The 20,736-nt window shown below is 72.8% G+C and carries 18 protein-coding genes; 10 read left to right on the top strand and 8 right to left on the bottom strand.

Annotated features, from left to right (window positions below):
- Nucleotides 1-82: 82 nt before the first annotated feature.
- The 4 genes from ilvD to ACFYW1_RS27670 all read right to left on the bottom strand — a co-directional run bounded on the left by ilvD (nucleotide 83) and on the right by ACFYW1_RS27670 (nucleotide 4,683).
- Nucleotides 83-1,933 (bottom strand): dihydroxy-acid dehydratase, encoded by a 1,851-nt coding sequence (gene ilvD / locus ACFYW1_RS27685; protein WP_388998737.1) that lies wholly within the window; start codon nucleotides 1,931-1,933, stop codon nucleotides 83-85.
- Between the two features lie 187 nt (nucleotides 1,934-2,120).
- Complete coding sequence (locus ACFYW1_RS27680; RefSeq protein WP_388998734.1) at nucleotides 2,121-2,720, bottom strand: TetR family transcriptional regulator; 600 nt, start codon at nucleotides 2,718-2,720, stop codon at nucleotides 2,121-2,123.
- On the bottom strand, nucleotides 2,717-3,544 hold the full coding sequence (locus ACFYW1_RS27675; RefSeq protein ID WP_388998731.1) for a sugar phosphate isomerase/epimerase family protein: 828 nt from the start codon (nucleotides 3,542-3,544) through the stop codon (nucleotides 2,717-2,719). The genes ACFYW1_RS27680 and ACFYW1_RS27675 overlap by 4 nt, the downstream gene beginning before the upstream one ends.
- A 176-nt stretch (nucleotides 3,545-3,720) precedes the next feature.
- On the bottom strand, nucleotides 3,721-4,683 hold the full coding sequence (locus ACFYW1_RS27670) for a Ppx/GppA family phosphatase (RefSeq protein ID WP_388998728.1): 963 nt from the start codon (nucleotides 4,681-4,683) through the stop codon (nucleotides 3,721-3,723).
- Nucleotides 4,684-4,723: 40 nt separating this feature from the next.
- On the opposite strand from ACFYW1_RS27670, the gene ACFYW1_RS27665 reads away from it, so the two are divergent.
- On the top strand, nucleotides 4,724-5,572 hold the full coding sequence (locus ACFYW1_RS27665) for a hypothetical protein (RefSeq protein WP_388998725.1): 849 nt from the start codon (nucleotides 4,724-4,726) through the stop codon (nucleotides 5,570-5,572).
- An 81-nt stretch (nucleotides 5,573-5,653) separates the two neighbouring features.
- Here ACFYW1_RS27665 and ACFYW1_RS27660 read toward each other — a convergent pair whose 3' ends face one another.
- Complete coding sequence (locus tag ACFYW1_RS27660; RefSeq protein ID WP_388998722.1) at nucleotides 5,654-7,522, bottom strand: hypothetical protein; 1,869 nt, start codon at nucleotides 7,520-7,522, stop codon at nucleotides 5,654-5,656.
- 327 nt (nucleotides 7,523-7,849) lie between these two features.
- Here ACFYW1_RS27660 and radA point away from each other — a divergent pair, with 327 nt between their 5' ends.
- Both radA and disA read left to right on the top strand, forming a co-directional pair.
- Nucleotides 7,850-9,262, top strand: a complete 1,413-nt coding sequence (gene radA, locus ACFYW1_RS27655; RefSeq protein WP_388998719.1) for a DNA repair protein RadA — start codon at nucleotides 7,850-7,852, stop codon at nucleotides 9,260-9,262.
- An 80-nt stretch (nucleotides 9,263-9,342) separates the two neighbouring features.
- Nucleotides 9,343-10,467, top strand: coding sequence for a DNA integrity scanning diadenylate cyclase DisA (disA, locus tag ACFYW1_RS27650; protein ID WP_148840724.1), 1,125 nt, complete (start codon nucleotides 9,343-9,345; stop codon nucleotides 10,465-10,467).
- A gap of 158 nt (nucleotides 10,468-10,625) precedes the next feature.
- Here the strand turns inward: disA and ACFYW1_RS27645 are convergent, their stop codons facing one another.
- Nucleotides 10,626-11,438, bottom strand: a complete 813-nt coding sequence (locus tag ACFYW1_RS27645) for a hypothetical protein (protein WP_388998716.1) — start codon at nucleotides 11,436-11,438, stop codon at nucleotides 10,626-10,628.
- 196 nt (nucleotides 11,439-11,634) lie between these two features.
- Between ACFYW1_RS27645 and ACFYW1_RS27640 the strand changes: the two genes are divergently transcribed.
- The 6 genes from ACFYW1_RS27640 (at nucleotide 11,635) to cseC (ending at nucleotide 17,266) form a co-directional block, all read left to right on the top strand.
- Entirely contained in the window at nucleotides 11,635-12,285 is a 651-nt protein-coding gene (locus ACFYW1_RS27640; RefSeq protein WP_388998713.1) for a phosphatase PAP2 family protein, read from the top strand.
- Nucleotides 12,286-12,540: 255 nt separating this feature from the next.
- Entirely contained in the window at nucleotides 12,541-13,443 is a 903-nt protein-coding gene (locus tag ACFYW1_RS27635) for an A/G-specific adenine glycosylase (protein WP_388998710.1), read from the top strand.
- A gap of 239 nt (nucleotides 13,444-13,682) precedes the next feature.
- Nucleotides 13,683-14,330: a SigE family RNA polymerase sigma factor gene (locus tag ACFYW1_RS27630; RefSeq protein ID WP_388998707.1), complete on the top strand. Its 648-nt coding sequence runs from the start codon at nucleotides 13,683-13,685 to the stop codon at nucleotides 14,328-14,330.
- Complete coding sequence (locus ACFYW1_RS27625) at nucleotides 14,318-15,052, top strand: hypothetical protein (protein ID WP_388998704.1); 735 nt, start codon at nucleotides 14,318-14,320, stop codon at nucleotides 15,050-15,052. Before ACFYW1_RS27630 ends, ACFYW1_RS27625 begins: the two co-directional genes overlap by 13 nt.
- Before the next feature lie 10 nt (nucleotides 15,053-15,062).
- Complete coding sequence (gene cseB, locus ACFYW1_RS27620; RefSeq protein ID WP_148840720.1) at nucleotides 15,063-15,767, top strand: two-component system response regulator CseB; 705 nt, start codon at nucleotides 15,063-15,065, stop codon at nucleotides 15,765-15,767.
- Complete coding sequence (cseC, locus tag ACFYW1_RS27615; protein ID WP_388998700.1) at nucleotides 15,764-17,266, top strand: two-component system sensor histidine kinase CseC; 1,503 nt, start codon at nucleotides 15,764-15,766, stop codon at nucleotides 17,264-17,266. The genes cseB and cseC overlap by 4 nt, the downstream gene beginning before the upstream one ends.
- Nucleotides 17,267-17,414: 148 nt before the next feature.
- Here the strand turns inward: cseC and ACFYW1_RS27610 are convergent, their stop codons facing one another.
- Complete coding sequence (locus tag ACFYW1_RS27610) at nucleotides 17,415-19,019, bottom strand: MDR family MFS transporter (RefSeq protein ID WP_388998697.1); 1,605 nt, start codon at nucleotides 19,017-19,019, stop codon at nucleotides 17,415-17,417.
- A gap of 129 nt (nucleotides 19,020-19,148) precedes the next feature.
- On the opposite strand from ACFYW1_RS27610, the gene ACFYW1_RS27605 reads away from it, so the two are divergent.
- Nucleotides 19,149-19,739 (top strand): TetR/AcrR family transcriptional regulator, encoded by a 591-nt coding sequence (locus tag ACFYW1_RS27605; protein WP_388998694.1) that lies wholly within the window; start codon nucleotides 19,149-19,151, stop codon nucleotides 19,737-19,739.
- A 51-nt stretch (nucleotides 19,740-19,790) separates the two neighbouring features.
- Here ACFYW1_RS27605 and ACFYW1_RS27600 read toward each other — a convergent pair whose 3' ends face one another.
- Nucleotides 19,791-20,507, bottom strand: coding sequence for a M23 family metallopeptidase (locus ACFYW1_RS27600; RefSeq protein WP_388998691.1), 717 nt, complete (start codon nucleotides 20,505-20,507; stop codon nucleotides 19,791-19,793).
- Nucleotides 20,508-20,736 lie beyond the last annotated feature (229 nt).

Here is a 20,736-nt window from a genome sequence, read left to right as displayed (position 1 = left end):
GAGAGGCCCGGTCCCCGGGTGGAAGCGGGGGCCGGGCTCCCGGTCGATGGGCCGCCGGACTCGCGGCCCGGTGCCGGGCCGGTCAGCCGAGCCTGGTCACGTCCCGCACCGCGCCCCGGTCCGCGCTCGTGGCCATCGCCGCGTACGCGCGCAGCGCCACCGAGACCTTGCGCTCGCGGTTCTTCGGCGCGTACACGCCGTTCAGCGCCTCGCGGCGACCGGCCAGCTCGGCCTCGGGGACCAGCAGCTCGATCGAGCGGTTCGGGATGTCGATCCTGATCCGGTCGCCGTCCTCGACCAGCGCGATCGTGCCGCCCGAAGCGGCCTCCGGCGACGCGTGGCCGATGGACAGCCCCGACGTGCCGCCGGAGAAGCGGCCGTCGGTCACCAGGGCGCAGCTCTTGCCGAGGCCGCGGCCCTTGAGGAAGGAGGTGGGGTAGAGCATCTCCTGCATGCCGGGGCCGCCGCGCGGGCCCTCGTAGCGGATGACGACGACGTCGCCCTCCTTGATCTCCTTGCGGAGGATCTTGTCGACGGCCTCGTCCTGCGACTCGCAGACGACCGCCGGGCCCTCGAAGGTCCAGATCGACTCGTCGACGCCCGCCGTCTTCACGACGCAGCCGTCCACCGCAAGGTTCCCCTTGAGGACCGCCAGGCCGCCGTCCTTGGAGTACGCGTGCGCCAGGTCGCGGATGCAGCCGCCGGCGGCGTCGAGGTCGAGCGAGTCCCAGCGCTCGGACTGCGAGAAGGCGGTGGCGGAACGGACGCATCCGGGAGCCGCGTGCCACAGCTCGACGGCCTCGGGGGAGGGGGAGCCACCGCGGACGTCCCAGTTCTTCAGCCACTCGGCGAGGGAGTCGGAGTGGACCGCGTGCACGTTCTCGTCGAGCAGGCCGCCGCGGTGCAGCTCGCCGAGGATGGCGGGGATGCCGCCGGCCCGGTGCACGTCCTCCATGTAGTACGTGCCGCCGGGGGCCACGTTGGGCGCGACCTTCGCCAGGCAGGGGACGCGGCGCGAGACCGCGTCGATGTCGGCGAGGTCGTAGTCCAGCTCGGCCTCCTGCGCGGCGGCCAGCAGGTGCAGGATCGTGTTGGTGGAGCCGCCCATCGCGATGTCGAGCGCCATCGCGTTGTCGAACGCGGCACGGGTGCCGATGGCGCGGGGCAGGACCGTCGCGTCGTCCTGCTCGTAGTAGCGCCTGGTGATCTCGACGACCGTGCGGCCGGCCTCCTCGTACAGCGCCCTGCGGGCGGTGTGCGTGGCGAGGACGGAGCCGTTGCCCGGCAGGGACAGGCCCAGCGCCTCGGTCAGGCAGTTCATCGAGTTGGCGGTGAACATGCCGGAACAGCTGCCGCAGGTGGGGCAGGCGTTCTCCTCGATGCGGAGGATGTCCTCGTCCGAGATGCTCTCGTCCACGGCGTCGCTGATCGCGTTGACCAGGTCGAGCTTGCGGACCGTGCCGTCGACGAGGGTGGCCTTGCCGGCCTCCATCGGGCCGCCGGAGACGAAGACCGTCGGGATGTCGAGGCGCATCGCGGCCATCAGCATGCCGGGGGTGATCTTGTCGCAGTTGGAGATGCAGATCAGCGCGTCCGCGCAGTGCGCCTCGACCATGTACTCGACGGAGTCGGCGATCAGGTCGCGGGAGGGGAGGCTGTAGAGCATCCCGCCGTGGCCCATCGCGATGCCGTCGTCGACGGCGATGGTGTTGAACTCGCGCGGCACGGCGCCCGCGGCCGCAATGGCCTCGGAGACGATCCGGCCGACCGGCGCCAGGTGGGTGTGGCCGGGGACGAACTCGGTGAAGGAGTTGGCGACCGCGATGATCGGCTTGCCGATGTCCTCGCTCGCTACGCCCGAGGCCCGCATAAGGGCGCGGGCGCCCGCCATGTTGCGGCCGTGGGTGACAGTGCGGGACCTCAGCTGGGGCATCGTCTCTCGCTCCTTCGACATCAAAGACTGTCTCCGAGCGTACGCCCCCGGCTCCAAGATCTGGACACATCGTCCGCCATGCGGGACGGGTTGCTCGATGGGTGGGCCGGACGGAAACGCTACGGGACCGGGGCGGGGCGGGCGACCCGGCAGGTCGCGAAGGGCCGTGCCCGCCGTGCCGCGGGGCTCAGGTCTCCGTCAGATAGCGCTGGAGCGTCGGCGCGACCAGCTCGACGATCCTCTCGGGCGGCGCCGATGCCAGCGGCTCCGTCCGGAGCACGTAACGCAGCATGACGATCCCGATCATGTGCGAGGCCGCCAGCTCCGCGCGGAACGTGGCGTCCGGTACGTCCAGCGCCTCCGCCACGCGCTCCAGGAGCCGGCGCAGCACGAAGCCCCGCAGCACCTTCGCCGCTGCCTCGTGCGTCAGCGCGGACCGCATGACCGCCAGCAGCGGGGCCCTGGACGCCGGGTTCTCCCACACCGAGAGGAAGTAGCGGGCCAGCCGCTCCCCCAGGCCGTCCGTGCCCTCGCCCAGGACCGCCGGGATCGCCAGGGCCGGTTCGAAGGAGAGCTCGACGGCTGCGGCGAAGACCTCGTCCTTCGTGCCGAAGTAGTGGTGGACCAGGGCGGAATCCACGCCCGCCGCCCTGGCCACGCCCCGGATCGACGTCTTGTCGTAGCCGCGCTCCGCGAACTCGGCGCGGGCCGCGTCGAGGATGCGGGTGCGCGCGTCGGGGCCGGTGGTGCGGGAGGGGCGGCCGCGGCGCTTGGGGCCGTCGGTCACGGGCGCGGCGTCCGGTCCGGGGACGAGGCCAGGTGGAGCCGGGTGAAGGCGAGGGCCTCCGCCAGGTCGGCCTCGCGTTCGGCGGTGGACATGGCGCGGCGGGTGTTGACCTCGATGACGACGTGGCCGTCGAAGCCGGTGCGGGCCAGGTGCTCCAGGAGTTCGGCGCAGGGCTGGTCGCCGCGGCCGGGCACGAGGTGTTCGTCCTTGTTGGAGCCCTTGCCGTCGGCGAGGTGGATGTGGGCGAGGCGGTCGCCCATCCGCTCGACCATGGCCATGCCGTCGGTGCGGGCCGTCGCGGTGTGCGAGAGGTCCACGGTGAAGTGGCGGTAGTCGTTGTTGGTGACGTCCCAGTCGGGGGCGTACGCGAGCATCTCGCGGTCCCGGTAGCGCCACGGGTACATGTTCTCGACGGCGAACCGCACGTCGGTCTCGTCGGCCATCCGCCAGATCCCGGTGACGAAGTCGCGCGCGTAGTTGCGCTGCCAACGGAACGGCGGGTGGACGACCACGGTCGTCGCCCCCAGCTTCTCCGCGGCGTTCCGGGCCCGCTGGAGCTTCACCCACGGATCGGTGGACCAGACGCGCTGGGTGATCAGCAGACAGGGAGCGTGGACGGCGAGGATCGGTACCCGGTGGTGGTCCGAGAGCCTGCGCAGCGCCTCGATGTCCTGGCTGACCGGATCGGTCCACACCATGACCTCGACGCCGTCGTAACCGAGACGCGCGGCGATCTCGAAGGCCGTCGCCGTCGACTCCGGGTAGACGGAGGCCGTCGACAGGGCGACCTTCGCATCCGGGATGCGCACCACTGGTTCTGCCACTGGAACAGCGTACGGGCAGCCGTACGCCGGACCGAGGGCCCCGGGCGGAAAGTGAGAAGGGCCATGCGACGGATTCCGGCCGCCGCACGCCCCCCGGGACCGTCTCCCGCACGGGTTCCGAATCGGGTTCCGCACGGGCTCCGGACCGGGTTCCGCACGGGTCGGCCCGCCCCCGATCAGCCCGGCTGGGACCGGCTCAGCGCGGCCCGTTCCGCCGGCAGGTGGTCCAGGCGGCGCAGAATGACGCCCTCGCGCAGCGCCCAGGGGCAGATCTCCAGCTCCTCGACCCCGAACAGGTCCATGGCCCCCTCGGCGACCAGCGCCCCGGCGAGCAGCTGTCCGGCGCGGCCCTCGGAGACGCCGGGCAGGGCGCTCCGCTGCTCGACGGTCATCGTCGCCAGCTTCGGCACCCAGTCCTCCAGCGCCTTGCGGGTGAGGCCGCGCTGCACGTACAGGCCCTCGGTGGAGCGCGCGGCGCCCGCGATCCTGGCGAGCTGCTTGAAGGTCTTGGACGTGGCCACGACATGGTCCGGGCGGCCGAGGCGGGTGAACTCCCCGACGCTGCGGGCGATGCCGGCCCGCACGTGGCGGCGCAGCGCCTTCACCTCCGCCGGGTCCGGCGGGTCGCCCGGCAGCCATCCGGCGGTGAGCCGGCCGGCCCCGAGCGGCAGCGACACCGCGACGGCCGGCTCCTCGTCCATGCCGTAGGCGATCTCCAGCGAACCGCCCCCGATGTCCAGCACCAGCAGCCGCCCCGACGACCAGCCGTACCAGCGGCGGGCGGCGAGGAAGGTGAGCCGGGCCTCCTCCGCACCGCTGAGGACGGTGAGTTCGACGCCCGTCTCGTCGCGCACCCGGGCCAGCACCTGGTCGACGTTGCTCGCCTCGCGCACCGCGGACGTGGCGAACGGCAGGACGTCCTCGCACCCCTTGTCCTCGGCGGCCTGGAGCGCGTCGGTGACCGTCGCCACCAGCCGGTCCACGCCCTCGGCCCCTATCGCCCCGTCCTCGTCGAGGAGTTCGGCCAGACGCAGTTCCGCCTTGTGCGAGTGCGCGGGCAGCGGCCGGGCGCCGGGGTGCGCATCCACCACCAGCAGGTGCACCGTGTTCGAACCCACGTCGAGGACTCCGAGTCTCATACCCGGAACGCTACCGGCCCCGCACGCTTACCCTTGGCGCGTGCCAAAGACGAAAAAGGCGAAGCCGGGCAAAAACACGAAGAAGCAGAGAACGAAGCAGGAGATGCCGCAGGAAGTGAACGGGCCGGACCGGGCCGAGGACGAGAAGGGGATCGATTTCGCGCGCGCCTGGGTCGAGTTCCCGGACCCCGCGGACGACGAACAGATCTTCCGCTGCGACCTGACCTGGCTGACCTCCAGGTGGACCTGCATCTTCGGCAGCGGCTGCCAGGGCATCCAGGCGGGGCGCGCGGACGACGGGTGCTGCACGCTGGGCGCGCACTTCTCGGACGAGGACGACGAGGAGCGGGTGGCGGGCCACGTCGCGCGGCTGACCCCCGAGCTGTGGCAGTTCCACGACGTCGGTACGGAGACGGGCTGGGTCCAGGTCGACGACGACGGGGAGCGCCAGACGCGGCGCTGGAAGGGCTCCTGCATCTTCCAGAACCGCCCCGGCTTCGCGGCGGGCGCGGGCTGTTCGCTGCACATCCTGGCGCTGCGGGAGGGGCGGGAGCCCCTGGAGACCAAGCCGGACGTCTGCTGGCAGCTGCCGATCAGGCGCACGTACGACTGGATCGACCGGCCCGACGACACCCGGGTGCTCCAGGTGTCGATCGGCGAGTACGACCGCCGGGGCTGGGGTCCGGGCGGCCACGACCTGCACTGGTGGTGCACGTCGGCGACCTCCGCGCACGGGGCCGGGGAGCCGGTCTACGTGACCTACCGCCCCGAACTCGTCGAGCTGATGGGCAAGAAGGCGTACGCGCGCCTGGTCGAGCTGTGCGAGGAGCGGCTGTCCGCACTCCTGCCGATGGCCCCGCACCCGGCGGACCCGGTCGATCCGGAGTGACCGTACGGGCGTGAGGGCGCGGCGGCGTGACCGGCCGGGGTGATCCGGGCGGTTCCGGCGGTCCGGGCGGTTCCGGTGTCCTCAGCCCGGTGGTGCGGAGCCGCCCGGGTCGGTGGGGGCCGGGGTGTGGGACGGGTCCGGGGACGACGGGCCGGTCGGGCCCGGGTCCGTCGGCGACGGTGCGGTGTCGCTGGGGCCGGGGGTCGGCCCGGTCGACTGCGTGGGCCGCGGCGAGGACGTGGGCGGGGCGGACGGGCCGGGGGTCACGGAGGGTTCGGCCGGGCCGGGTTCGCCGGGCGACGGCTGTGCCGACCCGTGCCCCCGGATCACCACCGCGGCCCCCGACGGGGCGAGTTCGACCCGCGCGCTCCACGGGCCGGACGGTTCCCGCCGGTGGTCCACCAGAACGCGGATCGTGACGCTCTCGCCCGCGGCCAGCGTGCCCGAGTAACGGCTCAGGCCCAGCCAGGAGGCGTTGGCGCGGGCCGACCAGGCGACGGGGGCGCCGCCCGAGGCGGTCAGCCGGATCAGGGTCGTGCCGCCGGACGAGCGGGCCTCGACGGTGAGCCCGCCGACGCCGTCCCGGCCCGCGCTGACCACCTCCGCCGAGACGTCCGGGGCCCGGCCGTCCTCGAAACGGGCGTCGGGCCGGGGCCGGGCGTTGCCCGCGTTCTCGTAACGGCCGCCCGAGGCGCCGTCCTCGGACCGGGCGTCGGTGGCGGCGACCGACGAACCGTCGTGCCCCTCGCCGGTCTGCGGCGCGCCCCGGTAGGCCGTCCACAGCGCGATCATCGGGGCCGCGACGACCGTCGCGACCACCGTCGTCGTGACGACCCTGGCCCGCAGCCGGTCCCGGCGCGCGGCGTGGTCCTTCGGATCCATGGGGAAGCCGGCCCGGTCGAACCGCGGACCGCCCGAGCGGTTGCGCCGGGCGTGCGCCAGCGCGACGTACGCGGAGGGCCGGGGCGCCTCGACGACCGGCAGCGCGGCCTGGGCGACCGCGGCCCCCGGCCACGGCCCCCGGGCACCGGCCCGCTCGGCGGCCCTGCGGCAGCAGGGGCAGTCGTCGACGTGCCGGACGAGCTCGCGGCGCAGGGTGGCGGAGAGCAGGACGCGGCGGTCGCCGGTGAGCCGGGCGACGAGCGGGCAGTTGCCGGTCTCGGCGACGGCGAGGGCGGCGCGGGTGCGTTCCACCTCGCAGGCCGCCGCGGCCAGCAGCTCGCGGGCGGCCGCCGGGGCGAGGCCCAGGACGGAGGCGACGGCGCGCGGGGCGAGGCGGTGGCGCACCGCGAGTTCGAGCGCCTCGCGCTGTTCGGGGGTGGTGCCCGCGGCCTCGGGCCAGGCCAGCTGGGCGAGTTCGCGGCGGTGCGCCTCGGCGGCGGCCTCGGAATCGGGAACGGGCCCGGGGCCGGCCTGCGCACCGGTCGGCGCGAGGGGGACGGCGGGGCTCTTCGCGGCGGCGGCCGGGGGCGTACGGCGTCCGCTGCGCGACCCCGGGGCGGCCGTACCGCCCGGCTGCCCGGCCGGGGAGCCGCCCGGCTGCTTGCCGGGCGGGCCGCCCGTCCCCTTCGTCTCCTGCTGCGCCGGCAGCCGCCCCGGCCGCTTCCCGGCCTTGTGCCGGTGCGGCCTGCTGTCCTGCTTCTGCTCGGCGAGCCTGCGCATGCACATCCACCTGGCCAGGGCGTACAGCCAGGATTTACGTTCCTCCTCACCCGGCGGGCACCGGCTCTCCTGTCGCTCCGCGATCGCGAGCACCCCGCCGAGTGCCTCGGTGGCGGCGTCGTGGTCGCAGAGCACGGAGAGGCAGTAGGTGAACAGGCCGTCGAGATGTGGTTCGTAACGAGCGGGCGGGCGGCGCTGCGAGGAGTGCGTCGAGAGGTGGGGCGCACCGCGCCTCGCCCGGTGTGCGCCGGTGGTGTGCGTGGGTGGCTCCAGACTGCTGCTCGTCACCTTGCGACCGTAGGCAGCACAAGGCACACCTTTGGCCACCCTTCGGCAGTTTTAACCCTTACGGGTGAACGTATCCCTCGAAAGGGGACAGGAATGCCTCATTCCGCCGAAGCCGAGCGGCTCCGGGCGTGTACCCGCCCGCGCCGGAGCCCGCATCCGTCCGCTCCGGAGCACACGTCCACCCGCGCCGGAGCGCCCGCTTCCCCACGCCGGAGCGCCCGCTTCCCTCCGCGCCGGTCGGCTCCGGTCGGCCTCCGGAGGCTCCGGTCCGGCGGCGGCGACCGGCGGGACTGCGGGACTGTCGGACCCCACCTATACGGTTGCGCCATGGCTGCCCGTACGAAATCCGCGAAGGACCGGCCGTCCTACCGCTGCACCGAGTGCGGCTGGACGACCGCCAAATGGCTCGGCCGTTGCCCCGAATGCCAGGCGTGGGGGACGGTCGAGGAGTTCGGCGGCGCCCCCGCCGTGCGGACCACCGCGGCGGGCCGGGTCAGCGCCGCCGCGCTCCCCATCGGCCAGGTCGACAGCCGGCAGGCCACCGCCAGGTCGACCGGCGTCGGCGAGCTGGACCGGGTGCTCGGCGGCGGCCTGGTGCCCGGGGCCGTGGTGCTCCTGGCGGGCGAGCCGGGCGTCGGCAAGTCGACGCTGCTGCTGGACGTCGCCGCGAAGGCGGCGAGCGACGACCACCGCACCCTCTACGTCACGGCCGAGGAGTCCGCGAGCCAGGTGCGGCTGCGCGCCGACCGGATCCGGGCGATCAACGACCACCTCTACCTCGCCGCGGAGACGGACCTGTCCGCCGTCCTCGGTCATCTGGACGCGGTCAAGCCCTCGCTCCTCATCCTCGACTCCGTGCAGACCGTCGCGTCGCCCGAGATCGACGGGGCGCCGGGCGGCATGGCACAGGTCCGGGAGGTCGCCGGGGCCCTCATCCGGGCCTCCAAGGAACGCGGCATGTCCACGCTGCTGGTCGGTCACGTCACCAAGGACGGGGCGATCGCGGGGCCCCGGCTGCTGGAGCACCTCGTCGACGTGGTGCTGTCCTTCGAGGGCGACCGCCACGCCCGCCTGCGGCTCGTGCGCGGCGTCAAGAACAGGTACGGCGCGACCGACGAGGTCGGCTGTTTCGAACTGCACGACGAGGGCATCACCGGCCTCGCCGACCCCTCCGGCCTCTTCCTCACCCGGCGCGACGAGCCCGTGCCCGGCACCTGCCTCACCGTCACCCTGGAGGGCAAGCGCCCCCTGGTCGCCGAAGTGCAGGCGCTGACGGTCGATTCCCAGATCCCCTCGCCCCGGCGCACCACCTCGGGTCTGGAGACGTCCCGGGTGTCGATGATGCTCGCGGTGCTGGAGCAGCGCGGCCGGATCAGCGCGCTCGGCAAGCGGGACATCTACAGCGCGACGGTCGGGGGCGTGAAGCTCTCCGAGCCCGCGGCCGACCTCGCGGTCGCGCTGGCACTGGCCAGCGCGGCGAGCGACACCCCCCTGCCCAAGAACCTCGTGGCGATCGGCGAAGTGGGCCTCGCGGGCGAGGTCAGACGGGTCACGGGCGTCCAGCGCAGGCTGGCCGAGGCGTACCGGCTGGGCTTCACGCACGCGCTGGTCCCGACCGACCCGGGCAAGGTCCCGGCCGGTATGAAGGTCACAGAAGTCGCCAACATGGGTGATGCGCTGAGGGTCCTCCCGCGCCGGTCCCGCGCACAGGCCCCCCAGGAGGAGAACGCGCGCCGGTAGACTTTGCCCTGGTCTCGACCGTCCGTACGAACGGAACGAGGGACGCAAGGGCACCGCGAACCTGTGACCGGAGGAGTGCAGTGGCAGCCAACGACCGGGCAGCAGCGCCCGGAAAGTCCGGCCAAGGCACCGGTAACGAGGCGCTGATGCGCGCCTCGCTGAGCGCCGTCGCGCCCGGAATGGCGCTGCGGGACGGCCTGGAGCGCATCCTCCGCGGCAACACCGGCGGGCTGATCGTGCTCGGCATGGACAAGACCGTCGAGTCGATGTGCACCGGCGGATTCGTGCTGGACGTGGAGTTCACCGCGACGCGCCTGCGCGAGCTGGCCAAGCTCGACGGAGCCCTGATCCTCGACAAGGACATGACCAAGATCCTGCGGGCCGGCGTGCAGCTGGTCCCGGACGCGTCCATCCCCACCGAGGAGACCGGCACCCGCCACCGCACGGCGGACCGGGTCTCCAAGCAGTGCAACTTCCCGGTCGTCTCGGTCTCGCAGTCGATGCGCCTGATCGCGCTCTACGTGGACGGGGAGCGCCGGGTCCTCGAGGAGTCCGCCGCGATCCTCTCCCGCGCCAACCAGGCGCTCGCCACCCTGGAGCGGTACAAGCTCCGGCTCGACGAGGTCGCGGGCACGCTCTCCGCCCTGGAGATCGAGGACCTGGTGACGGTCCGGGACGTCACGGCCGTCGCCCAACGACTGGAGATGGTCCGCCGGATCGCGACCGAGATCGCGGAGTACGTGGTCGAGCTGGGCACCGACGGCCGTCTTCTCTCGCTCCAGCTCGACGAGTTGATCGCGGGGGTCGAGCCGGAGCGCGAGCTGGTCGTGCGCGATTACGTGCCGGAGCCGACCGCGAAGCGCTCCCGCACGGTCGCCGAGGCGCTGACCGAGCTCGACGCGCTCTCCCACACCGAGCTGCTCGAACTCCCGGTCGTGGCGCGGGCGCTGGGCTACAGCGGCTCGCCCGAGACGCTGGACTCGGCGGTTTCGCCGCGCGGTTTCCGGCTGCTGGCGAAGGTGCCCCGGCTGCCCGGGGCGATCATCGACCGGCTGGTGGAGCACTTCGGCGGCCTGCAGAAGCTGCTCGCCGCCAGCGTGGACGACCTCCAGACCGTGGACGGCGTCGGCGAGGCGCGGGCCCGGAGCGTGCGCGAGGGCCTGTCCCGGCTGGCCGAGTCGTCGATCCTCGAACGGTACGTGTGACGGCGCGCGCGGACCCGTACGCGCGCGCCACGAACCCGTAGTCCCCCGCGCCGTCCGGGAGTTCGCCCGGGTCCGGGCCCGGGTCCGGCCCTGTTCCCGGGCCCGGCCAGTTCATCGCCGGAGTACCGTCCGGTGTCTCCGCCCTCGGGCGTCGGCGGTCAGTCCTTCGCGAGGACGAACGAGGCCCGCTGCACCGGCTCGCCCGGCGCCTTCGCCTCGACCAGGTACGTCCCCGGACCCACGGCAGCCGCGGGCGGCGTCGCGCACTTCGGGGAGCTCTTCCGGCGGTCCCACTCCACGACGTGCACGACGGTCCTGCCCGCCGGGACCTCCAGCAGCAGGCTCCCCGCGTCGCGCGGGCAGTCCTCGGAGGACCACACCTGGTTGTCGTCGCCACCGGCCTCGGTGACGGTCAGCACCGCGCTCTTCGGGCCGAGGTCGGCCTTGCAGGCGGTGGCCGAGGTGTTCTTGGCGATCAGCCGGAACTCCGGCTTCTCGCCGGGGCCGTAGTCGAGTTCGGTGCGCAGGCTCAGCTGGAGAGCCGCGGGGACGCAGTCGGGGAGCGGGGAGGACGCGGGAACGCGCCGCCCGACCGCCGTGCCGTCGCCGCCCGTACCGCCGGGCCCGACGTCCGTGCCGTCGCCGGTCCCCGTACCGCCGTTGCCGCCGGTCGTGCCGTCGCCGGAGCCCGCGGACGCGCCGCCATCGCTACCGCCCGACTCGTCCGACTCGTCGCGCCCGCCCGGCTGTTGGGTGATGGCCGGGCCGGAACCGCCGGGTCCGGGTGTGATCGCATGCGCGGGACCCGAGCCGCTCGGCCGCGAGTCGTCCTTGTCCTCCTTGCCGCTGCCGGAGGTGACGACCCATGCGATCAGCAGGGCGAGCAGCGCGACCAGCGTCGCCGCAACCGCCCTCCGCCGCCAGTAGATGCTGGAGGGAAGCGGCCCGATCGGATTACGCAAAGATCCCACGGCTCAAACTGTACGAGAGATCGGCGTGCTCTCCCGCCCACCCGCCGTCCTGAACCCCAAGTTTTACGGATCATCATCTCGGGATGGCCGGTTCTCACCCCTGTACCCACCCACCGGAGCCCTGAATTCCACCGCCCCGGGCCTCGTCCGACGGCCCCCGTCGGCCTTCCGTTTCCACTCACTACCCTCTGTGGACATGGATAGTTCAGTTACTGCCCCGCTCTACCGGGACATCACCGACTTCGCGCACGACATGCCCGCATGGGTCCAGCACCTCGCCGAGGTGTGGACGGAGCTCGGGCTCCTGGTCTTCGGTGTCCTGTTCGTCACCGGGTGGTGGCGGGCCCGGCGCCTGGGGGACGGCGCCCTGGCGCTGGCGGTGCTCGCCCCCGTCGCGACGGCCTTCGGCTATGTGTTCAGCGAGGTGCTCAAGTCGGTGGTGGACGAGGAACGCCCCTGCCGGTCGGTCGCCGGGGCGGCGGCCTCGCTGGTGACGTGTCCGCCGACGGGCGACTGGTCGTTCCCCAGCAACCACTCCGCGATCGCCGGGGCCGCAGCCGTCGCCATCGCCGTCGCCCGGCCCCGGCTGGCCTGGCTCACCGCACCGATGGCCCTGCTGATGGCCTTCTCCCGGGTCTTCGTCGGGGTGCACTACCCGCACGACGTGGCGGTCGGCCTGCTGCTGGGCGCCGCGGTGTCGGCCGCCACGATCGCCGTGCTGAACCGTCCGGCGCAGGCGCTCGCCCGGACCGTACGGGACAGCGCCGCACCGATCGCCGCCTGGGCGTCGGGACCCGGTGCGGGCGGCACGGTCGGACGCTCCCGGCGGCGGCACGGCCGGGGCTGACGCGCCCGGGGCGGGGCGGCCTGGAAGGCGGCCGCCGGAGGAGGACGACCGGAAGGAACCGGGGAAGGCGGCCGGGCGGAGGGCGTCGGGAGGCGGCCGGAGCGGCTTGGGCCGGTCGGGCCGGGTCCGCTTGGGCCGGTTGCCGGACATCGGGGCGCAGACGGGTGGCATTATCACCCCAAGAGCCCTCAGGAGGGGCGACACCACCGTACGCGGAACCGTCTTCCGTTCTTCCGTGCCAGGATCGGCAGTGCGATGACTGCCATGACTGCGACACAGACGCCCCCCACCTCCCTCCATTCCCCCGTGATCGGGTGGTTCGAACAGCACGCCCGCGATCTGCCCTGGCGCCGCCCCGAAGCGGGCGCCTGGGGCGTGATGGTGAGCGAGTTCATGCTGCAGCAGACCCCCGTCAACCGGGTCCTCCCGGTGTACGAGCAGTGGCTGGCCCGCTGGCCCCGCCCCGCCGACCTGGCCGCCGAACCGCCCGGCGAGGCGGTCCGCGCCTGGGGCCGGCTCGGCTACCCGCGCCGGGCGCTGCGGCTGCACGGGGCCGCGCAGGCCATAACGGAACGGCACGGCGGCGACGTACCGAGCGAGCACGGCCAGCTGCTCGCCCTGCCCGGCATCGGCGAGTACACCGCCGCGGCCGTGGCCTCGTTCGCGTACGGGCAACGGCACGCCGTGCTCGACACGAACGTCCGCCGGGTGTTCGCACGGGCCGCGACCGGCATCCAGTACCCGCCGAACGCGACCACGGCCGCCGAGCGCAAGCTGGCCCGCGCGCTGCTGCCCGACGAGGACGAACGGGCGGCCCGCTGGGCCGCCGCGACGATGGAGCTCGGCGCCCTCGTCTGCACCGCCAAGAACGAGGACTGCAACCGGTGCCCGATCGCCGCGCAGTGCGCCTGGCGGCTGGCCGGTAAGCCCGCCCACCAGGGGCCCCCGCGGCGCGGCCAGACCTACGCCGGCACCGACCGGCAGGTGCGCGGACGGCTGCTCGCCGTGTTGCGCGAGGCCGTGACACCGGTGCCGCAGTCGGCGTTGGACGCGGTGTGGGACGAACCGGTGCAGCGCGCCCGCGCGCTGGACGGCCTGGTCGCCGACGGCCTGGTGGAACCGCTGGCCGGCGGCCTGTACCGGCTGCCGCTGACCTGAGCCCCGCCCCGTACGCCCCACGATCCGTACCCCCGCGACCCGGGCCCGTACCCCTCGCGGCCGGGCCCGTACCCCCACCGGTCCAGCGCTGTTACACAACCGATGGACAGCCGTGCGTAGGCGTATGGCTGCTCCGCACAACCTCGTGACAACAGCTCCGTAGCGTCTTCGACGTCAGCCCGACCGAACGATGGCTGACGACGGTTCTACGGGGATACACGGGGACGGAGGCGGTTGGAATGGCGCACGGCGAGGTGCTCGAATTCGAGGAGTACGTACGCACCCGGCAGGACGCGCTGCTGCGCAGCGCGCGTCGGCTGGTGCCCGACCCCGTGGACGCGCAGGACCTGCTGCAGACCGCGCTGGCCCGCACGTACGGCCGCTGGGACGGCATCGCCGACAAGTCCCTCGCCGACGCCTACCTGCGCCGCGTCATGATCAACACCCGTACCGAGTGGTGGCGGGCCCGCAAGCTGGACGAGGTCCCCACCGAGCAGCTGCCCGACGCCAGCGTCGAGGACGGCACCGAGCAGCGCGCCGACCGCGCCCTGCTGATGGACGTGCTGGGCGTGCTGGCTCCCAAGCAGCGCAGTGTCGTCGTGCTGCGACACTGGGAGCAGATGAGCACGGAGGAGACGGCCGCGGCGCTCGGCATGTCGGCCGGTACGGTGAAGAGCACCCTGCACCGCGCGCTGGCACGGCTTCGCCAGGAGCTGGAGAGCCGCGAGGCGGCGAGCAGGGAGGACCGGCTCCGCGAGGAGCGGGCCACGACGGCCGACCGCGCTCCGGCCGCCGGCACCCCGGCACGCGTGCGGGAGACCGCGCGGGTACGGGTGCAGGCGGGCAGGCGTATGGACGAACGGGGGCGGGAGCGGTGCGCGGCCTGACAGCCAGCGATGACAGCGGCCACGGCGGCGACCGTGGCGGCGGGAGAGACGGCGGTGGCCGCACGGCCACCGGCAGACGGAGCCGGTCGCTGACCGGCTGGGCGGCGAGTGCCACGACCCTGGTCGGGCTCGCCGCCCTCGGGCTGTTCAGCGTCAGCTGCTCCACCGGCGGGACCGGCACCCGGGACGAGGGCCCGGCCGGCACCCAGCCGATCATGCAGGCCACCCCCAGCGCCGACGCCTCGTCGCGGACGCGCCCCCCGCGGGTCGACGCCGTGGCGCTGCTCAAGGGCGATCCCAGGGTCAGCGAGCGGGTCAGGACCGACCTGAAGCCCTGCACCGGCTCCGAGTACCCGGTGGACACCTCGTACGGCACCCTGACCGGCGGCCCCTCGGCCGATGTCGTGGTGAACGTGATGACCTGCGGGGACTCGGTGGGCGTCGGCACGTACGTGTACCGCTCGCGGGGCAGCGGCTCGTACGAGAACGTCTTCGCCATCGAGCAGCCCGCGGTCTACGGCACCATCGACCGCGGCGACCTCGTGGTGACGACACAGGTGTACGGGCAGAAGGACTCGGTCGCCTACCCCTCCGGCGAGGAAGTGATCACCTACCGCTGGACGACCAACCGCTTCACCGAACACGACCGGGTGCACAACGACTTCAACCGAGCCGTCGGCAACGGGGACGCAGGGCTCTCCGCCGAACCGGCGGAGAACTGAGAGCTGTTCGATGGCCGAGACCCACGTCCTGTTCGTCGAGGACGACGACGTCATCCGCGAGGCCACCCAGCTGGCGCTGGAGCGCGACGGCTTCGCGGTCACCGCGATGCCCGACGGACTGTCGGGCCTCGACGCGTTCCGGGCGAACCGCCCGGACATCGCCCTGCTCGACGTGATGGTGCCGGGGCTGGACGGGGTCAGCCTCTGCCGCCGCATCCGCGACGAGTCGACCGTCCCCGTGATCATGCTGTCGGCCCGGGCCGACTCGATCGACGTGGTCCTCGGCCTGGAGGCCGGCGCGGACGACTACGTCACCAAGCCCTTCGACGGGGCGGTCCTGGTCGCCCGCATCCGGGCCGTGCTGCGCCGCTTCGGCCACGCCTCGGGCGGGCAGCCCGGCAACGGGGAGCCGGAGTCGCAGGCCGTGGGCGGGGTGCTGGTCTTCGGCGACCTGGAGGTCGACACCGAGGGCATGGCGGTGCACCGCGGCGGCGAGCGGGTGTCGCTGACCCCGACCGAGATGCGGCTGCTGCTGGAGTTCTCCGCGGCGCCCGGCACGGTGCTCTCCCGCGACAAGCTCCTGGAACGGGTCTGGGACTACGGGTGGGGCGGTGACACCCGGGTGGTGGACGTCCATGTGCAGCGACTGCGCACCAAGATCGGCCAGGACCGGATCGAGACGGTCCGCGGCTTCGGCTACAAGCTGAGGCCATGAGGCTGCCGGAGCTGCGGACCGGGGTCCGCTGGAAGATCAGCATCGCGATCGCGGCGGTCGGCGCACTGACCGCGGTCGCCCTCAGCTTCGTCGTCCACAACGCCGCCCGGGTCTCGATGCTGGAGAACGCCCGCGAGGTGCAGCTGGAGCGGCTGACGCACGCGCAGCTGCTGTACGAGGCGACGAAGCCCCGCAAGGCCGACCCGCGGTTCGGCGCCAAGCTCAACGACCCGACGATGCCGCGCAGCCTGCGCGCGGAGACCAACCGGAACCGGCGTGCCACCCATGTCGAGGAACTCAAGAACGGCACCCCCGACGTGTGGGCGGCCGTACCGGTGGGCAACGGGAACGTGCTCTCGCTGCACACGCCGTTCGCGGACCGCAGCGCCACGATCATGGGCGACCTCGACCGGGCGCTGATCATCGGTTCGGTCTCGGTGGTGTTCGGCGGCTGCGCGCTGGGCGTGCTGATCGGCGGGCAGCTGTCGCGCCGGCTGCGCAAGGCGGCGGCCGCGGCGGGCCGGGTCGCGCAGGGCAACACGGACGTACGGGTCAGGGAGGCCGTCGGCGGGGTCGTCCAGGACGAGACCGATGAGCTGGCCGGTGCCGTGGACGCGCTGACCGACGCGCTGAACGAACGGATCGAGGCGGAACGCCGGGTCACCGCGGACATCGCGCACGAGCTGCGCACCCCGGTGACGGGCCTGCTGACGGCGGCCGAGCTGCTGCCGCCGGGCCGCCCCACGGAACTGGTGCGGGACCGGGCGCAGGCGATGCGGACGCTCGTCGAGGACGTGCTGGAGGTGGCCCGGCTGGACAGCGCGTCGGAGCGGGCCGAGCTCCAGGAGATCGCGCTGGGCGAGTTCGTCAGCCGGCGGATCGCACTGCTGGACCCGGACGTGCGGGTGCGGGTCGTCCACGAGTCCTGGGTCAACACCGACCCGCGCAGGCTGGAGCGCATCCTCGGCAATCTGCTGGGCAACGCCGCGAAGCACGGCGCCACCCCGGTGGAGGTCACGGTCGAGGGCCGGGTGGTGCGGATCCGCGACCACGGCACCGGGTTCCCGGCGGCGCTGCTGCGCGAGGGGCCGAGCCGGTTCCGTACCGGGAGCAGCGACCGGGCCGGGCGCGGGCACGGCCTCGGGCTGACGATCGCCGCCGGTCAGGCGCGGGTCCTCGGGGCCCGGCTGACCTTCCGCAACGCGGCGCCCGAAGGGGCGGCGCAGGGCACGGGCGGGGCGATCGCCGTGCTGTGGCTGCCCGAGCACGCGCCGACGAACACCGGCAGCTTCCCGATGCTCCCGCCGGCCGAGCAGCGAAAGCCGGACGAGGACGGCGGGGCGACGGACGGGCCCGGCGAGGAGAACCGCCGGACGGTCGGGGCGCTCAGGGCGCTCAGGGCTCGCTGGACGGACGGGTCGGGCAGGGCGGACAGCAGCGGCAAGGCGGACAGGAGCGGCAGGGAATCGGTCGGCCGCAGGACGCGGTCGGCCGACTGATCCGGAGCCGGCTGCCGGTCGTCGGCTGTCGGCTACCGGTCGCCGGTTGTTCGTCGCCGGTCGGGGCCGTACGACGGAAGGAGGCTCCCGGGGCGTGCCCCGGGAGCCTCCTCGTACGACCGTCACCGGTCCCTGCGTGCGGCGGGGCTCAGACGGACTCGGCCTGCCTGACTCCGGCGGGCGGGACGTCCGTCGGCGACTTGGCCTCCGGGCCCGCCCCGCGCAGCGGCACCTCCTTGACGAAGACCGAGGCGACCAGCGCGATCACGCCGACCGAGGCGGCCACCAGGAACGCGATGTGCGTACCGGACGAGACCGCGAACTGGTACGCCTCGCGCACCGCGTCCGGCAGCTTGGCCAGACTGTCCGCGTCCAGCTGCGCGGACTGCTGGGTGGCCGCGCCGCCGCCGCGGGCCACCATCTCGTCCTGCACCCGGCCGGTGAACAGCGCGCCCATGATCGCGACACCGAAGGAGCTGCCGAGCGTGCGGAAGAGAGTGGTCGCGGAGGAGGCGACGCCCATGTCCCGCATCTCCACGCTGTTCTGCGCGACGAGCATCGTGATCTGCATCAGGAAGCCCATGCCCGCGCCGAGCACCGCCATGTAGATGCCGGAGGTGAGCCGCGTGGTCCCGACGTCCATCTGCGCGAGCAGGAACAGGCCGGCCACCATCAGGACGGAGCCCGCGATGGGGAAGACCTTGTACTTGCCGGTGTTGGTGGTGACCCGCCCCGCGACCAGCGAGACGGCCATCATCGCCAGCAGCATCGGCAGGAGCAGCAGGCCCGAGTTGGTCGCCGAGGCGCCCTGGACGGACTGCTGGTAGAGGGGCAGGAAGAGCACCGCGCCGAACATCACGAACCCGGATATGAAGCCGAGGACGGACATCAGGGTGAAGTTGCGGTTGCGGAAGATGTGCAGCGGCATGATCGGTTCGGCCGCCTTCGTCTCGACGAAGAGGAAGCCGACGAGCGAGGCGACGCCGATCGCGATGAGCTCCATGATCACGGCGGAGTTCCAGTCGTACTCCGAACCGCCCCAGGTGGTGACCAGCACGATCGCGGTGATGCCGATGGTCAGCAGCGCCGCGCCGAGGTAGTCGACCTTCACCTCGGCGCGCTCCCGCTTCGGCAGGTGCAGCACGGCGGTGACCATGGCGAGGGCGACCGCGCCCAGCGGCAGGTTGATGTAGAAGCTCCAGCGCCAGCCGAGGTGGTCGGTGATGGTGCCGCCGACCAGCGGTCCGCCGATCATGGCGATGGCCATGACGCCGGCCATCATGCCCTGGTACTTGCCGCGCTCACGGGGCGGTACGAGGTCGCCGATGATCGCCATGACGCCGACCATCAGGCCGCCCGCGCCGAGCCCCTGGACCGCCCGGAAGCCGATCAGCTGGCCCATGTCCTGGGCCATCCCGCTCAGCACCGAGCCGATCAGGAAGATCACTATGGACGTGAGGAAGATGCCCTTGCGTCCGTACAGGTCGCCGAGCTTGCCCCAGATCGGGGTGGAGGCGGCGGTGACCAGGGTGTAGGCGGTGACGACCCAGGACAGGTGCTCCAGACCGCCGAGGTCGCCGACGATGGTCGGCATGGCCGTGCCGACGATCAGGTTGTCCAGCATGGCGAGCAGCATCGTGATCATCAGGGCGAGCATCACCACCCGGACGCTGCGCTGCGGCGCCCCGGGTTCCCCCGCCGGACGGTCGGCGCCGGGCGCCTTCCCGTCGGCCGCCTTCTTCAGATCGGTCATTCGGTCCCCACTCCCCTGATCCCCTGCACCGGCCCGCACACTTACTTGCCGCCCGGCTAGTTGACTACACTGGGGAAAGTAGACTCCTGACTAGCCGGGCGTCAAGTAAGTTTTTTGAGGGAGAGCTTCATGGGCAGCACGCCGCAGCCGCGCCGTGGCAACACGCGTCAGCGCATTCAGGACGTTGCCCTGGAACTCTTCGCCGAACAGGGCTACGAGAAGACCTCGCTCCGGGAGATCTCCGAACGGCTGGATGTGACGAAGGCCGCACTGTATTACCACTTCAAGACCAAGGAAGACATCCTGATCAGCATCTTCGAGGACCTCAACCGTCCCCTGGAGGAGCTGATCGCCTGGGGCAAGGAGCAGCCCCGCACCCTGGAGACGAAGAAGGAGATCCTCCGGCGCTACAGCGAGACGCTGAAGGCCGCCGCCCCGCTCTTCCAGTTCGTGCAGGAGAACCAGGCGTCCGTGCGGGAGCTCAGCATCGGCCGGACGGTCAAGAAGCGCGTCATGAGCCTGATCGAGCTGTTCATGGACCCCGGCGCGTCACTGGCCGACCAGACGCGCTGCTTCACCGCGCTCCTGGCGATGCATTCCGGCATGTTCGCCCTCAGGGACGCCGAGGGCAGCGCCGAGGAGAAGCGCACGGCCGTCCTCGAAGTCGCCTTCGAGCTGATCACCCGGGCGCACGGCCCGGAACCGGAGCCCGGAAAGTAAGCAGTACGGGCAAGGCGCGGGCCCGGCGGTACGAGGCCGGGCGGGCCCGGGTCAGACGCGCACGCCCTGCTTGTGCAGGAAGCCGACCGGATTGACCGCGGAGCCGTAGTCGGCGGTGTGCCGGATCTCGAAGTGCAGGTGCGGGCCGCTGGAGTTGCCGGTGTTGCCGGAGAGCGCGATCTTCTCGCCGGTCTTCACGGCCTCGCCGATGCGCACCTCGATCTTCGACAGGTGGGCGTACTGCGAGTACGTGCCGTTGGCGTGCTTGATCACGACGGCGTTGCCGTACGCAGGACCGTCGCCGCCGCCGTTCGGGCCGGCCTTCACGACGGTGCCGCCGTGCGCGGCCTCGACCACGGTGCCGACCGGCACGGCGAAGTCCTGGCCGGAGTGCTTGTGGGCCCAGCGGCTGCCGTCGTTGCCGAAGCTCGCGCTGAGCTCGTAGCGGTCCACCGGGGCCAACCAGCCGTGGGCCTTCTTCAGGGCGGCCTTCTTCGCCGCGGCCGCCTTCTTCGCCGCCTTCTCGGCCGCAGCGGCCTTCCCGGCCGCCACCTTGCCCTGCACGGCCGCCTGCTCGGCGACGGACTCGGCCGCGGTGGCACCGGTCAGGTCCGCGAGGTTCAGATCCGGGGCGCCCGTCGTGGCGCCCGCGAACGCAGCGCCCGCGCCGAGGACCATCGACGTACCCAGACCGGCCGCCACGACGGCGCCACGGACACGGGACAGGGAGGGGCGGCGGGAGTGCTGGAACGAGACACGCTTCGACATGGGCGGGAATCCTCCGAGAACGACTGGTCCCGGCGCTCCGGCCGGGCTGGCCATCCCTTGGTAACCCCCACTCCCACTTCCACTCAAACACCCCACCTACGAACAAAAGCCGTACATGGGGCACGGGGAATTCACCCGTACCCACCGGGCGCACGCCCGGCTCGCACTCGTCGAAAGTCCTGCCGCGGAGAGGTTTAAGCCCAGTTCCAAACCGCTCGAAACGGACAGA

It is taken from the genome of Streptomyces sp. NPDC002669 (assembly GCF_042889165.1).
Taxonomy (GTDB): Bacteria; Actinomycetota; Actinomycetes; order Streptomycetales; family Streptomycetaceae; genus Streptomyces.
This window is presented reverse-complemented; position numbering and strand designations above follow the sequence as displayed.